Annotated in this window: 17 protein-coding genes; 9 read left to right on the top strand and 8 right to left on the bottom strand. The window is 40.6% G+C overall.

Going from position 1 to position 13,890, the window contains the following annotated elements; all coding sequences use genetic code 11:
• Positions 1–29: 29 nt before the first annotated feature.
• Together ACR5KR_RS10250 and ACR5KR_RS10245 are read right to left on the bottom strand one after the other, a co-directional pair.
• Positions 30–470: a hypothetical protein gene (locus tag ACR5KR_RS10250; RefSeq protein WP_445626682.1), complete on the bottom strand. Its 441-nt coding sequence runs from the start codon at positions 468–470 to the stop codon at positions 30–32.
• A 374-nt stretch (positions 471–844) separates the two neighbouring features.
• Positions 845–2,560 (bottom strand): ShlB/FhaC/HecB family hemolysin secretion/activation protein, encoded by a 1,716-nt coding sequence (locus ACR5KR_RS10245; RefSeq protein ID WP_448266436.1) that lies wholly within the window; start codon positions 2,558–2,560, stop codon positions 845–847.
• 266 nt (positions 2,561–2,826) lie between these two features.
• Here ACR5KR_RS10245 and ACR5KR_RS10240 point away from each other — a divergent pair, with 266 nt between their 5' ends.
• The 3 genes from ACR5KR_RS10240 to ACR5KR_RS10230 are packed head-to-tail and all read left to right on the top strand — an operon-like array spanning position 2,827 to position 4,517.
• The gene (locus ACR5KR_RS10240; protein ID WP_448266434.1) at positions 2,827–3,432 is read left to right on the top strand and encodes a vWA domain-containing protein; all 606 of its coding nucleotides are present in this window, start codon (positions 2,827–2,829) and stop codon (positions 3,430–3,432) included.
• A 59-nt stretch (positions 3,433–3,491) separates the two neighbouring features.
• Positions 3,492–4,097, top strand: coding sequence for a vWA domain-containing protein (locus ACR5KR_RS10235; protein ID WP_104909152.1), 606 nt, complete (start codon positions 3,492–3,494; stop codon positions 4,095–4,097).
• A gap of 27 nt (positions 4,098–4,124) precedes the next feature.
• Positions 4,125–4,517, top strand: a complete 393-nt coding sequence (locus tag ACR5KR_RS10230) for a salt stress protein, Slr1339 family (protein ID WP_448266433.1) — start codon at positions 4,125–4,127, stop codon at positions 4,515–4,517.
• Between the two features lie 324 nt (positions 4,518–4,841).
• Here the strand turns inward: ACR5KR_RS10230 and ACR5KR_RS10225 are convergent, their stop codons facing one another.
• Both ACR5KR_RS10225 and ACR5KR_RS10220 read right to left on the bottom strand, forming a co-directional pair.
• Positions 4,842–5,183, bottom strand: a complete 342-nt coding sequence (locus ACR5KR_RS10225) for a winged helix-turn-helix transcriptional regulator (RefSeq protein WP_322696381.1) — start codon at positions 5,181–5,183, stop codon at positions 4,842–4,844.
• Between the two features lie 464 nt (positions 5,184–5,647).
• Positions 5,648–6,391, bottom strand: coding sequence for a ferritin-like domain-containing protein (locus tag ACR5KR_RS10220; RefSeq protein WP_448266432.1), 744 nt, complete (start codon positions 6,389–6,391; stop codon positions 5,648–5,650).
• A 178-nt stretch (positions 6,392–6,569) separates the two neighbouring features.
• Between ACR5KR_RS10220 and ACR5KR_RS10215 the strand changes: the two genes are divergently transcribed.
• Positions 6,570–7,136 (top strand): thermonuclease family protein, encoded by a 567-nt coding sequence (locus ACR5KR_RS10215; protein WP_445626688.1) that lies wholly within the window; start codon positions 6,570–6,572, stop codon positions 7,134–7,136.
• 97 nt (positions 7,137–7,233) lie between these two features.
• On the opposite strand, the gene ACR5KR_RS10210 is transcribed toward ACR5KR_RS10215, so the two are convergent.
• Positions 7,234–8,115 (bottom strand): carbohydrate ABC transporter permease, encoded by an 882-nt coding sequence (locus ACR5KR_RS10210; RefSeq protein ID WP_448266431.1) that lies wholly within the window; start codon positions 8,113–8,115, stop codon positions 7,234–7,236.
• 195 nt (positions 8,116–8,310) lie between these two features.
• Here ACR5KR_RS10210 and ACR5KR_RS10205 point away from each other — a divergent pair, with 195 nt between their 5' ends.
• Positions 8,311–8,676: a helix-turn-helix domain-containing protein gene (locus ACR5KR_RS10205; protein WP_448265194.1), complete on the top strand. Its 366-nt coding sequence runs from the start codon at positions 8,311–8,313 to the stop codon at positions 8,674–8,676.
• A 28-nt stretch (positions 8,677–8,704) separates the two neighbouring features.
• Positions 8,705–9,262, top strand: coding sequence for an IS630 family transposase (locus ACR5KR_RS10200; RefSeq protein WP_448266430.1), 558 nt, complete (start codon positions 8,705–8,707; stop codon positions 9,260–9,262).
• A 61-nt stretch (positions 9,263–9,323) separates the two neighbouring features.
• On the opposite strand, the gene ACR5KR_RS10195 is transcribed toward ACR5KR_RS10200, so the two are convergent.
• Together ACR5KR_RS10195 and ACR5KR_RS10190 are read right to left on the bottom strand one after the other, a co-directional pair.
• Positions 9,324–9,662 carry a type II toxin-antitoxin system PemK/MazF family toxin gene (locus tag ACR5KR_RS10195; RefSeq protein WP_448266428.1) on the bottom strand — a complete coding sequence of 113 codons (339 nt, stop codon included), beginning with the start codon at positions 9,660–9,662 and terminating at the stop codon, positions 9,324–9,326.
• Positions 9,649–9,873 (bottom strand): ribbon-helix-helix domain-containing protein, encoded by a 225-nt coding sequence (locus tag ACR5KR_RS10190; protein WP_322686507.1) that lies wholly within the window; start codon positions 9,871–9,873, stop codon positions 9,649–9,651. The genes ACR5KR_RS10195 and ACR5KR_RS10190 overlap by 14 nt, the downstream gene beginning before the upstream one ends.
• Positions 9,874–10,022: 149 nt before the next feature.
• Between ACR5KR_RS10190 and ACR5KR_RS10185 the strand changes: the two genes are divergently transcribed.
• The 3 genes from ACR5KR_RS10185 to purN all read left to right on the top strand — a co-directional run bounded on the left by ACR5KR_RS10185 (position 10,023) and on the right by purN (position 11,219).
• Positions 10,023–10,190, top strand: coding sequence for a hypothetical protein (locus tag ACR5KR_RS10185; protein WP_448266427.1), 168 nt, complete (start codon positions 10,023–10,025; stop codon positions 10,188–10,190).
• Complete coding sequence (locus tag ACR5KR_RS10180) at positions 10,187–10,297, top strand: BrnA antitoxin family protein (protein ID WP_448266426.1); 111 nt, start codon at positions 10,187–10,189, stop codon at positions 10,295–10,297. The genes ACR5KR_RS10185 and ACR5KR_RS10180 overlap by 4 nt, the downstream gene beginning before the upstream one ends.
• A gap of 262 nt (positions 10,298–10,559) precedes the next feature.
• Entirely contained in the window at positions 10,560–11,219 is a 660-nt protein-coding gene (gene purN, locus ACR5KR_RS10175) for a phosphoribosylglycinamide formyltransferase (protein WP_448266425.1), read from the top strand.
• Positions 11,220–11,264: 45 nt separating this feature from the next.
• Here purN and ACR5KR_RS10170 read toward each other — a convergent pair whose 3' ends face one another.
• A complete protein-coding gene (locus tag ACR5KR_RS10170; RefSeq protein ID WP_448266423.1) occupies positions 11,265–13,853 on the bottom strand; it encodes a GAF domain-containing protein in 2,589 nt (862 codons plus the stop codon).
• Positions 13,854–13,890: the final 37 nt, after the last annotated feature.

Below are 13,890 nucleotides of genomic sequence, written 5' to 3'. Positions count from 1 at the left end.
CTTCGAGTTTCATTGTGTTTGTCTTCGTACTATTGTCGTACAAACCAATCTATAAGCTTTATAGCACCGTCGATTATAGCTTTTCTATTTTGTTGTGCTTTTTGTTCCTGTCTATCTGCTTTAAGTTGATCGTTCTCCGATTGTAAGTAAGCCATCTTACCTTTGAGTTGGGAAAGCATAATTATCATCGCAACTATTATCAGACCTAAAATATATGGAAGCCCATTTTCCGCAATTCCCAAAGATGCGATCAGCCAGTGACAGAATGTAGCAATGCCATTGAATAGCCACTGTAAGGAAGTAATTAACCAGTAATATGCTGCGATCGCTACTCTCACTACAACAATATATAGAAAGTAAACTATAGAAGCGATCGCCTGTACACAAATAATACTCCAACTCAATATACTTTCCAACGCACTGACCAGCCAATGTAGGGACATATTAACGAAATCGGTTAAATTTTCCATTGTGTTGAGTTCCTATCTATTTTCATTCAAGCTTGCAATTAGTTTGCTGAAAATATACTTCTAGAGGCTGTATTCTTTATCGAGACTAGCTTCTTTTAGTATGCGATCGCACTTAGCGATACTGATAAACAGTAATATCTCTAAATTACAGAATGGCTTGTTTGAGTTGACATTTGTTTCTTTTTGATTTGAGTAATTTAATTAGCAACTCAATTGTTTTTGCTTTACTTGTAGATTACAGTTATCGGCAAATAAATTCATGCACAATTTCTGCTTATTAATGTGCATAACTTTACTACTTTAACTGCAATTTTATGCACATCAATATTTAATAGCAATAAATAGTTGGGCAAGTTTTTGAAAATTTAAAATACTTAAAAAGGTTGATATTGCAATGAGAAATTAAATCCATTATCTTGCAGAGAGTCACCTTTATTATCGACTCCAAATAGTGGAATTCCGTAGTCTACGCGTAAATTTAAGCCTTGAAATGGTTGCCATCGCAAGCCTAAACCCAAGCTTGTAAGGGTTTGAGGACTAGGATTACTCATGCGATTATTCCACCCAGTACCAAAATCGAAAAATGGTACTAACTGTAGGGTATTAGTGTTAGATGTCAGGGGAATACGAGCTTCAATAGAGGCAATTATCCCATTGTCAGTAACGACTTGATTCTGGTTATATCCGCGAACTGTTTCAACTCCGCCAATGCTAAATTTTTCTAAAGAAAGTAGAGAGTCACCAGTTAGTTGCGCGTCAATTTTTGCTAGTATAATCGTGCGAGGAGATAATTTTTGCACCCATTGAAATTGCCCCAACCAAGTGAAAAATCGCCCGTCTGTGCCTGTATCATTTACTGTTGCGTCGAATGCACCTATACCTATATTAAATTGCGATCGCGCAGCTAAAACCCTATTTGCATCTCGCTGCAACCAATCCTGAGAAAACCGAATTGCTGTAACTTTCGATTCTCCTTCTTTGGGGCCTTCAGAAAATGAGAAGGGGATATCATTAAGTAAGAATGTCTGACTGCGACGTAAATCAAATGCTAAACCAAGGGCAAATTCGCTATTGGGAGTACGCTGTAACGGTTGACGAATATTAAATGAAAGGGTACGACTTTCGCTGCGAATATTTAAATCACGAAAGTCGTCTTCAATAATTTTACTATCACTGTTGTTATAACGGACACCAATTGTTCCATCTAAAGCGTTAAAAGGAACATTGTAGCTGAAATCGTAGAGGTTTAACCCTTTAGTAATTTCATATTCAGCGTAGAATTTATCACCAAAACCCAGTAAGTTTTCATGTTCGATGAATACACTTCCTTGTTCAGAACCGATGCTGGAAGATTGGCTATTAGCAACTTCCATTCCAGCGTGAAATGCAGGTGCTTCCTTGAGTTGCAAGCGTAAAATATTGCGCCCTGGAGTACTTCCAGCTGTCAGTTCGGCTTTAACCTGTGCAATTAAAGGGTCAATTTGTAATAATTGCAATGCTTGTTCAAGTCGTTTCTGATTGAGGGGTATCTGCGTAGCGCGAGCAATTCGAGAACGCACATATCCTTCTTGAAGCCTTTGCAGTCCGCTTATTTCTATAGCTTCCAATTCCCCTTCGACTATTTGGATTTTAACTATACCACTGTTAAGATTTTGGTTGTTAAGGAGAAATGCCCCACTGGTGATGTAACCTTTTTTGATGTAGCGTTGGGTAATTTGCGATCGCAATTCTAACAACTGCTCGAACCGAATGTATTTATTTTCTAGGGATCGTTTTAATTTAGTGATTTCTTCTTTTAAAACAGTATTGCCGATAATTTGAATTTCTTTCACAAAAAAGCTTTCACCTGTGGGAATTATATCCAATGGATTCTCAGTTGAATTTGGAGATAGAATGGGATTACTAGGAGATGGGGGAGTGTAAATTGGTGATGGGGTCGATTGGGGAATTGTTTGTTCGACTTTACCGGGAGTATTAGGAGGAATAGTTACACCTGATGGAGGTGTAGATTGGGCAAATATTGGATGGTGATTATTAATGCATGAAAAAAATATTAAAACAATAGTTTTAACTCGGAGATATAAATTCATTTTTGTTTTTTGAATTACTTTTTTAATTTTAATTTCAATGGTTATTTGGGGTTGACGAACATAATATCAGTGGCGAGGCTGATTAAGTATAAATTTTACTCTTCTTACTCGAACTTCACCAGTTTTTACCAAGACTTACGCAACTGGGATAAGCAATGGCGTGGCTTTTGGGAGTAGCACAATTGATACAAAACCTTAAAATGCTTGCGGTATCGTCAAATTCGTAGATTAGACTAGAACCACAGGGTAACAATCAAAGGAAGATTATGATGAGCGATCGCGACTATACCTTAATCATTGACAAAAGCGGTAGTATGTCTACACCCGACCAAGTGGGTGGTAGAAGTAGATGGGAAATCGCTCAAGAGTCTACTCTTGCTTTGGCCAGAAAGGCCGAACAGTTTGACCCCGATGGCATCACCGTTTACGTGTTTTCTGGTAGATTTAAACGCTACGATGATGTCACCTCAGCCAAAGTCGCCCAGATATTTCTCGAAAATGACCCTGCTGGCACAACAAATTTAGCTGGTGTACTCCAGGATGCCCTCAATAACTACTTTCAACGCAAAGCAGCTGGTAAAACCAAGCCAAACGGAGAGACAATTTTAGTGATCACCGATGGTGAACCAGACGATCGCAAAGCTGTGTTTGAAGTCATAATTCATGCTACTCGCCAAATGGAACGTGATGAAGAATTAGGAATTTCGATTATTCAAGTAGGTTTAGATGCCCAAGCAACTAAATTCCTCAAAGCCTTGGATGACCAGTTACAAAGTGTTGGCGCTAAATTTGATATTTGCGATACCGTCACTTTAGACGACTTAGAAGAAATGAGTCTTGTAGATGTATTGACGAACGCCATAACTGACTAATATGTTTGGCGATCGCCCATAGTTCAGTAACTATTAATTCTTAATTGGAGAACCGAATAATGCTAGAAAATCGTGATTATACCTTGATTATTGACAAAAGCGGTAGTATGGCAACCCAAGATCAAAAGGGTGGTAGAACTAGATGGGTTGCAGCCCAAGAATCAACTTTAGCTTTAGCTAGTAAATGTGAGCAATTTGACCCAGATGGCATTACTATCTATGTATTTTCTGGCAAATTTAAGCGATACGAAAATGTCACTTCCAGCAAGGTGTCACAAATTTTTCGAGAGAACGATCCCTCTGGTACAACTGACTTAGCAGGTGTGTTAAAACATGCAACTGATGATTACCTTCAACGCAAAGCAGCCGGTCAAACCAAACCAAATGGTGAAACAATTTTAGTAGTTACTGATGGTGAGCCGGACGATCGCAAAGCAGTCATGAGGGTAATTATTGAAGCTTCTCGCCGCATCGATCGAGATGAAGAATTAGCTATTTCTTTTATTCAAGTTGGCACAGATCAACAAGCTACCCGCTTTCTCAAAGTCTTAGATGATGAACTCCAAAGTGCTGGTGCTAAGTTTGATATCTGTGACACCATTACTATGGAAGACATGGAAGATTTGAGTCTATCGGAAGTGCTACTCAATGCTATTAATGACTAGCTATACTATTTTTTAGGAATTGCAAAAATGGATTCCCTTGATAAGCTGTTAGCCCAACTCGAAACTGAATACAAAGAAGTACAACCCCAACCGCAATCAAAATCAGCCACAGCCAAATCGTTTATTCCACCATTGCCCAAGTCGGCATCTTTCATGGATAAACTTTTAGCAGAAGTTCAGGCTGATTTTGCCCAAGAGGATGCTGCTATTGAATTAAAAAAACAGCAAGAACTAGAACAAGAAAGGATTCGACAAGAACAACTCAAAGCCAAACAACTAGAGGCTTTGAAAGTGCAAGCAAAAGAATGGCTAGCCAAAGTAGATCCACTTTCATCCGAAGGACTTTGGTTTGAAAGGTTTGCTGAAAGTTACCCTTCAAAATTAGAGGCAGCGATTGAATATTTAAAAAGCAATGAATAAACTTAAAATTCAAAATTTAAAACCCCATAGATAAATCTGCTCGCTAAAATTGAAAATTAGCAAATTTAATGAAAGTAAGCGCAAATAATTCTACCAATTTGAAAAACGAATCCGACAAATAGACCATTTGTAGAGACGCGATTCATCGCGTCTTTACCCAATGATATGTTGCAATCATTAATTGAATTGGTATTAGAAGATGTGTTGGCTGTACCGCATTAACGTAACGCACCAAAAACCTCAAATGGTGAGTTACGAAAGCCATAAACTACCATACATATCAAAGTTAAGTTAGCAATTATTGTTTATTCACTATAATTAATATTAATGGTGATTTGTTCTAGCTAAATGCTGGACAGCCCATTCATGCATAGCATAGAGAATTGGTTGCAAAGTTTCTCCTAAAGGCGTTAGTGAATATTCTACCTTGGGTGGAATTTGGGGATAAACTTCTCGATGAATAATACCGTCTTCCTCCATTTCTCTGAGTTGCTGGGTTAGCATCTTTTGCGTAACTCCAGGTAAAGCCCGTTGCAGTTCACCAAAGCGTTTGACACCAGTCATTAATTCTCTAATAATCAAAACCTTCCAGCGTCCGCCAATCACTTTTAGGGTAGTTTCTACTTCACAAGTCAGCCTGAGATGGTTTTCTGCTTCAGCTTTCATAGTTTTTTTATAGGAATAACCAGAAGGAAGGTTTGCTCGGTAGTACCGCTAGTTATCTGATTATTACTTGTTTTATTTATGTCTTTCATAATTAGTGTAGCAGCTGCGGGAATATGAAAAGTTTTCACAAGGCTAGACTTGTTCCTGCTTTGCCTGTTGTTAAATAATTGCAAATTTCTTTCTCAGTTCGTCGTCAGATGGCCAAGGTTTTACCCGACCCTAACCCTCCCCGTATGTATTGGGGAGGGAACCGGAAATCTTATTTCCCCCAAAATATCGGGGGGATTAAGGGGGGTAATTCAACTTGTGTGTACACGATAGTCCTAAAGCTTCAGGGAGGGGTGTTAGGAACTTTTGCAAAAGACTCCATGAGTGGAACTCACAAGCAACAATGAAAATATTTCTTCCTATTCCCTATTCCCTATTCCCTATTTTCAAGGCAGGTCTACTCAAGATATCTATAGTTACGTAGCTACCAACTCAGAATCAATTTCCGACGGCGCACTATCTTGAACTAGCGATCGCGTTTCGCCGTTACGCTGGAGGATACCGCCAACCATTGCCAACAAAGCATTCACCTTGCGGGTTCGCCACATATCTACGAGGTTTTGCACTTCAGTTGCAGACATCCGGCGCATCATCGCTTCGTAGAGATAAGCAGCATGTCCAGTTTCATCTTGAGCAATACAAAGCATTCCTAACTTCAATTTACGAGCGGTTGACTCGTTGTCAGGTAATACTTTCGCCATTCGCGCAAAGTCTTTACTAGCATCTAACTCCAGAATATATGTGCTAGCCATAAACACATCCCAGTCAATGACAGCCGGTTTTAGCTGTTCTTGGGTGTAGCCTTCAAAGAATGCTGCGAAAAAAGGACTACGCTGTTGTGATTTTTTTGTAGATGTAGTTTGGGGTTGACGCTTAAAATCTATAACTTGTTTATTCAGCTGTTGTAAGGCGTGGGCAAAAATTTGACCATGCCTAGTTTCATCTGATGCATGTTTTGCTAGTTTTTCGGCTAGCCATGTATCGCCTTCAGCAGCTGCGCGATCGCTAAGTGCGGATAAAAATGGCACAGAGCCAGATTCCGCCAACTGAAACCCCGCAAGGATGTTGGGACGGGTTTTAGAATCACGAATTTGAGCAGCAGAGTAATAGGCAAAGACACCTGAACCAGCTAGATGCAGAAGGTTAGTCAAGAAGTTCATCAGAAATTCCCGCCGACAATTGGAAGGTTACAATTCTTATACTAATCCGCATTTTCTATTCCTTTGCCGCCAGAGGGTTTTATCATTTTGAATTGCCTGTGGGAGTATCTCAACAGTTAACAAATATATCTTTTCATTTTGTTAGTATCATCCCACAGAGATAATTTGGTAATTTTGGATGGAGAAATTAATTAAACCAGTGCGATTTTGGCTTTGTGCAACTATCATAATTTTAAATTTGATGGGCTGCGATCGCTTTATCGGGAATTCTGGAGAACCAGTTGAGCGAGTCAGTGATGGCGATACTTTAGTAGTAAAAGATGCTGATGGTAAAAATCTGACAGTCCGCTTTGCTTGTGTAGACGCGCCAGAAATAGCTCATACTAACAAAGAAAAGCAGAGTAAACGTACTAGCGATCGCAATCAATTTACTTGGGGTGTAAAAGCTCAAGAACGGGTGCAACAACTGGTGCAACAAGGAGGCTCGCGCGTAACTTTGAATATCACCGATAGCGATCGTTATGGACGCAAAATTGCCGAAGTCCGTTTAAAAAATGGTACTTTTGTGCAACAGGTATTGTTGCAAGAAGGTTTAGCAAAAGTCTATCGTCCCTATTTAAACAAGTGTCCTAGTAAAGATTTAGTTCAACAAGCCGAAGCTAAGGCTAAGGAGCAACGGCTCGGCGTTTGGAGCGATACTAAATTTATAAATCCTTGGGAATATCGCAGTCTATATAAGAAGTAGAAACTCGGCATTGCATATTTGCGCAATAACTTAGCAACTTCCTTTCATTCCCCCCTGCCTCCCCTGCTCCCCTGCCTCCCCTGCTCCCCTGCCTCCCCTACTCCTCTCCCCAAGTTTGCAGTTGCAAATAAACTAGTACCAGCGTCACTGCTAATAATACAGTCGCTCCTGCTGCTGCATAACCAAAATCAAATTGACCAAAAGCCTCTTGGTAAATGTAGTAAACCAGCAGATTAGTTGAATTTAGTGGTCCACCGCCAGTCATCACAAAAACTTGCTCAAAACTCCGCAATGTAAAAATTGCGGTAGTAATGACTGCAAATATTATAGTCGGGCGCAATCCGGGCAGAGTAATATACCAAAATTGTTGCCAAGCATTTGCTCCATCTAAGTCTGCTGCTTCATAACGACTGGGAGGAATTGCTTGCAACCCTGCTAAAAAAACTACCATATTGAAACCCAGTTGTTTCCAAATACTCATTAAAATAATTACCGGCATTGCCCAAAATGTGTCTCCTAGCCAAGGTATTTCTGAAATGCCAAAAAAATCTAAAAGTCCGTTAACTGGCCCTGATGTCTGAAACAGCCAGCGAAACCCCAAACCCGCTGCCACAATTGAAATAATTGAGGGTAAAAAATAAGTACTTCGCAGGATGCCCCGCAAGGGAATGGAGCGGTTTAATAGTATTGCCAATGCTAAGGAGATAACTAAACTAGGAATGATGGTGGCAACGGTAAAATAGAAGGTGTTACCTAGAACTTGCAAGAAGTCGGGGTTGAGTAGCAAGCGCCAATAGTTTTTTAAGCCTATCCAATAAATACCTTTTAAGGTGAAACTACCAGCAGTGAAACTGAGATAGAACAAATAGGCAATCGGCCAAATGATAAAAACACCCAGCAAAATTAATGCTGGTGTGAGAAAAATCCACGCGGCTACTGTATCATTATCCAACCACGACTTAGTATATATTTTTGGCATCTATAATTAACCTTTCTAGTTGTTATGACTCTTTGGCTTGATTCTACCCTGAGCTTAATTTCTCCCAAACATTAGCGATGTCTACGACGGGCTACGCCTACGCTTGGGTAAGCTCTTGGTTCATACAGCGGTTTTCAGTTGAGTAGACTACAAAGATAATAAACTAGAGAGGCAGTAAAAATACTCATGTAACTTATGCCTGCTGCCTATTCAACTGATCTACGCCAACGTGTGATAGAGGCTTATAAAGCGAATGAAGGTTCGCAACGACAACTCGCCGACCGTTTCAAAGTAAGCTTGTCGTTTGTTCAACGGTTGATACGTCGCCATAGAACCACTGGGCAAGTAGCTCCCAAGCCTCATCGAGGTGGAGCGATCGCCAAAATAACAGTTGAGAGTTTACCAATAGTGCAGCAGTTAGTAAATGAACAGCCAGATGCTTTATTGGCAGAATTATGCGAGCGCTTCGTGGAACGAAGTGGATTAACAGTCAGCGTACCAACCATGCACCGCGCAGTTCATCGCTTAGGATTGACCACTAAAAAAAACGCTATATGCTAGTGAGCAAGATAGCCCACGAGTCGAACGGATGCGTTTTGAATATCGAGATTGGGTACTGGGCGTTGATCCACACAATTTGGTGTATGTAGATGAGTCTGGTCTTAACTTGGGGATGACGCGACTTTATGGACGTGCTTCTAGTGGTCGACGGTTGTATGATTCTTGTCCTCGGGATCGAGGACAAAACATATCCTTAATCGGGGCACTGAGTTTGGATGGACTGATTGCTACGATGAGCATTTCAGGTAGTGTCAACACCGATGTATTTCTGACCTATGTTCAGGAGATTTTAGCACCTCAATTGTGGGCGGGAGCCGTTGTAGTGATGGATAATTTGTCAGTGCATCATGCACAGGTGATTCAAGAAGTAATTGAATCTGTGGGTGCAAAAGTTGTATTTTTGCCTCCTTATTCACCTGATTTGTCCCCCATCGAATTATGCTGGTCAAAACTGAAGCAGTGTTTGCGTACCGCAAAAGCTCGAACCCACCAAGCTCTTAACCAAATTTTAACCGAGATTGTTACTAAGCAAATCTCATCTGATGATGCTTGGGGCTGGTTCGCTCATTGTGGTCTATTCATATGAAAACCGCTGTAATTATCTCTACTTGGAGTCTTTACTTAAACATCGCTATTTTTCTGCAAACTCAAACCAATCCCAAATGCAATTTTAACGCTGCATCAATTAGTACCATCATCTCTTCGTTTAAACTACTTAATACTTCACCAGTAATTCGTTGCTTAGAAATTGTTCGCACTTGCTGCGCCTGTACTTTAGAAGACTTTGTTAAACCACTAACCTCTGGATTAAGCAGAACTTCAAAGGGATAAACACGGCTCACATTAGAAGTAAGCGGTAAAATTGTCACAGTGGTAGCAGCACTATTACTTATATTATTACTGACAATTAGCACTGGACGACGTTTACCCATTTCTGAACCCATCACCGGACTAAGATTTGCGTAATAAATATCACCACGTTTCATCTGTTAAACCATCTGCCACTGTCACATCCCAATCGTTATCAACTTCAGCAGATGCTTCTCGGTAAGCTGCCTCTAATTCTCGGTTTCGCAGCAATTCTAATGCTTCTTCAATTACTTGAGAACGAGATTTACAGCCTTTATTGAGCTTGTAATTTTCGACAAACTCCACTAAAGACGGTGGCAAGGAAATAGAGAGTTTTTCTACATTCATCTTCCTACCAATAAGTAGCAAAAATAATTCCTACTAATATACTAGCCTAATCTCAAAGCCTAGCAGATCGATCCGTTTGGCTAAGTGGCTGTAACATACAGATCGTGATGATTTAACCCGCATTATTTCTGCAAGAAAGGCAACCAAATATGAGCAACGAATCTATTTCGACCAACTCTCAGACTGATTGGCAACGGCTTGATGTTATGAGCGATGAAGACATTGATTTATCAGATTGCCCGGAAATTACACCAGAACTGTTTGCCAAGGCAACAGTCCGACGGGGTTTACCTGGGGCAAAAATAAAGCACAGGTGACGTTACGCATTGACAGCGATGTATTAGAGTGGTTTAAGTCGCAAGGACGGGGTTATCAAACGCAGATAAATACCTTATTGCGAGCATATATGGAAGCTCATCGATAGTCAATAAAGCAATATTGTGGAATAGCTGAACTTCTGAGGCGATCGCTTGGGTAAGCTCTTGGTTCATAATTATCTCTAGTTGGCGTCTTTTTAAGTGCCTCAATCGGCATCGTGTCCTCATTCCGCAGCCCCAAAATTTGCTAGGGATGAAAATTTACCCATTTCTATTTATGTAATAAAAATCTCGGATGCTACTGTATCGTTATCCAATCACGACTTAGTATATATTTTTGGCATCTATAATTTTCCCTCTTAGCTGTTTATGACCCTGTGCCCTGATTCTACCCTTAGCTTGGTGTCTCCCAGTATTAGCGATGTGTATCAACAAGTCGCTCCTTTAAAACTGGGAATTATGGCTTCTGGAAATGGCAGCAATTTTGATGTAGTTGCCCAAGCTATCGAAGATGGGCGGCTAAATGCCCAAATTCAAGTTTTAATTTACAATAACCCCTCGGCGAGAGCAGCCGTCAGAGCAGCGAATAGAGGTGTAGAAACTGTTTTATTAAATCACCGCAACTATCAAAACCGAGAAGAGTTTGACGAAAAAATTGTGCAGACATTGCGGCACTACGATGTAGAATGGGTGATTTTGGCAGGGTGGATGCGACTATTAACGTCAGTTTTCATTGATGCTTTTCCTGAGAAGATTATCAATATCCATCCTAGTTTGTTACCTAGTTTCAAAGGAATCCATGCTGTAGAACAAGCCTTGGCATCTGGGGTAAAAATTACTGGTTGTACAGTGCATATAGCTTGCTTAGAAATGGATAGCGGCCCAATATTAATGCAAGCCGCAGTACCAGTACTGCCGGATGATACAGCAGAAACACTCCACGCCAGGATTCAAATTCAGGAACATCGAATTTTACCATTAGCGATCGCTCTAGCAGCTTCGTCAAAAGTTACACTAAGCGTAACGTAAAAATACATATATCAATTCAGGCGCACAGCTAGCTGCGCGCCTTTACTATTCCTCAGAGTTAGCTTCAGCAGTTTGATACGCTTGTAGGAGCCTAGCATGATCGAGAGTAAATCCGACTTGCATCGCTATCTGGGCAAATAAATCAATCTCAGATTGTTGCCAATCGCGGGGTTCAGAACACTGATGTGCAATTAACAAGCCAAATAGCTGCTCATCTTTGATAATTGGTGCTACTAAATTTGCTTTCACACCAAAAGATTCGAGCAGTTTAATGTGACAATCAGCCAAACTAGACTCATAAATGTTGTTGATTGCGACAACGCGACCAGATTGGTACTTTTCTACATAACTTTCAGTAAAACAAGGGTCGTGAATTTTAGACCGCAAAACTTTGGGATAACCCGGAAGCACTGATTCAGCAATAATAATTCCGAACCAATTAGCGTAAAAGCTATAAATCAAAACTCGGTCAGTACTAAGTGCTTTGCGAACCTCTTCCACAGTAGTTTTGATGATATCCTCTTCCTTGAGGGATTGGCGAATGCTGCGGATAATATCCACTAGTAACTGACTTCGCATTCTTTCTGCTTCGATTCTTTGCAGGAGTCTTGCATGGTCGAGAGCAAATCCGACTTGCATCGCTATCTGACCAAATAAATCAATTTCAGTTTGTTGCCAATCGCGGGGTTTGGAGCATTGATGTGCAATTAACAAGCCAAATAGCTGTTCATCTTTAATAATGGGGGCTACTAAATTTGCTTTCACAGCAAAGGATTCGAGCAGGTGAATGTGACAATCAGCTAAACCTGCTTCATAAATGTTGTTGATTGCCAGAACGCGACCAGACTGATACTCTTCTACATAGCCTTGACCGAAACATGGGTCTTGGATTTCAGCTCGTAAAACTTTTGGGTAGGTGAGAACAACTGATTCAGCAATCACTGTTCCAGACCAATTACCATCAAAGCTATAAACCATCACTCGGTCAGCACTCAGAGCTTTGCGAACCTCTTCCACAGTGGTTTTGAGGACATCCTCTTCGTTGAGAGATTGGCGAATAATGCCGATAGTATCTGCTAACAACTGACTTTGCACACCCTCAGCCTCGATTCGTTGCAGGAGTCTTGCATGGTCGAGAGCAAACCCGACTTGCATCGCTATCTGAGCAAATAAATCAATCTCAGATTGTTGCCAATCACGGGGTCTGGAGCAATGATGGGCAATTAATAAGCCAAATAATTGTTCATCTTTGAGAATTGGGGCGACCAAATTTGCTTTCACAGCAAAGGATTCGAGCAGGCTAATGTGACAATCAGCCAAACCAGCTTCATAAATGTTGTTTGTGGCTACAACGCGACCAGACTGATACTTTTCTACATAACCCTGACCGAAACAGATGTCTTGAATTTCAGACCGCAAAACTTTGGGATAACCTGGAACCACTGATTCAGCAATGATAATTCCAGACCAATTAGGGTAAAAAGTATAAACCAGTACTCGATCGGTACTTAAAGCTTTGCGAACCTCTTCCACCGTCGTTTTGAGGACATCCTCTTCGTTGAGCGATTGGCGAATGCTGCGGGTAATTTCGATAAATACTTGAGCTTTATCTGCCTTAGTATCTACTTTTTGTAGAAGGTTGCCGTAGTCAAGGGCAAATCCTACTTGCATGGCTATCTGAGAGAACAAATCAATCTCAGATTGTTGCCAAGAGCGAATTCTAGAACATTGATGTGCAATCAACAAACCGAATAGCTGTTTGCCTTTGAGAATAGGTGCGACTAAATTAGATTTGACAGCAAATTGCTCCAGGAACTCAATATCAGCATCACTGAGATCGGCTTGATGGATATTATCAATAGCATGGATGCTACCATTCTGATATTTGTCTATATACCCTGCCTCAAATCCCGGCTCAAAGACTGTAAACCCTAATATTTTTGGTAAACCAGGTGCTACTGATTCGGCGATAAAGGTTCCAGTTCCATTATAGTTGGAGTCGAAGCAAAAGATGGTAACGCGATCGATGCTTAAAGCTTTACGAATTTCTTCTGAGGTAGTTTTGAGAACATCTTCTTGATTGAATGATTCTCGAACCCAACGGGTAATTTTGATTAATATTTGGGAATAATCGGCTTCGGCTTCTTTGTCTTGTACCAAAACCGAAAGCAGGTCTGTGAATAAGGTAATGTTTCTCTCTAACATCACTAATTCATCTTGGCTAGCGATGAAGACTTGAGTAAACTCGCTGTCTGGACGTAGCCTCTTTTTAATATTATTAGAAATTGTAGCTGCCTTGCTGACTCGACTCATAACTCGATTCGTCACAAAAACAGCGATCGCACCTGCTACAATTGCTGTCACCCCCATACCAGTTAACAAGAGTGACAATTGTCTTTGTAGAGCAAGTTCAGTTTCTGTTGAACTTTCTGTATTCTCTTGTCTGATTTGCGGAGTTTGTATGTTAATTAAATTAATCCCATAGTTGTAAGTAGCTGTTCCAATTGCAACTACAGGAAGGACACTGATACTTAGTGCCCAAATTATTGCTTTAGTCTTTAAACTCCATTTTTGTTGCCAGAGTCTCTGTTGACGATTTCGTCTTGCTTGGTTTTGAGAAAAAGACTGACTCATAAATGAAACCTGGATTGCTGCAAGTGAGAATCAAGTA

The sequence above is a fragment of the Nostoc sp. DSM 114159 genome, from assembly GCF_053470285.1.
The sequence above is the reverse complement of the archived record's forward strand: the minus strand, read 5'-3'. Positions and strand labels throughout refer to the sequence as shown.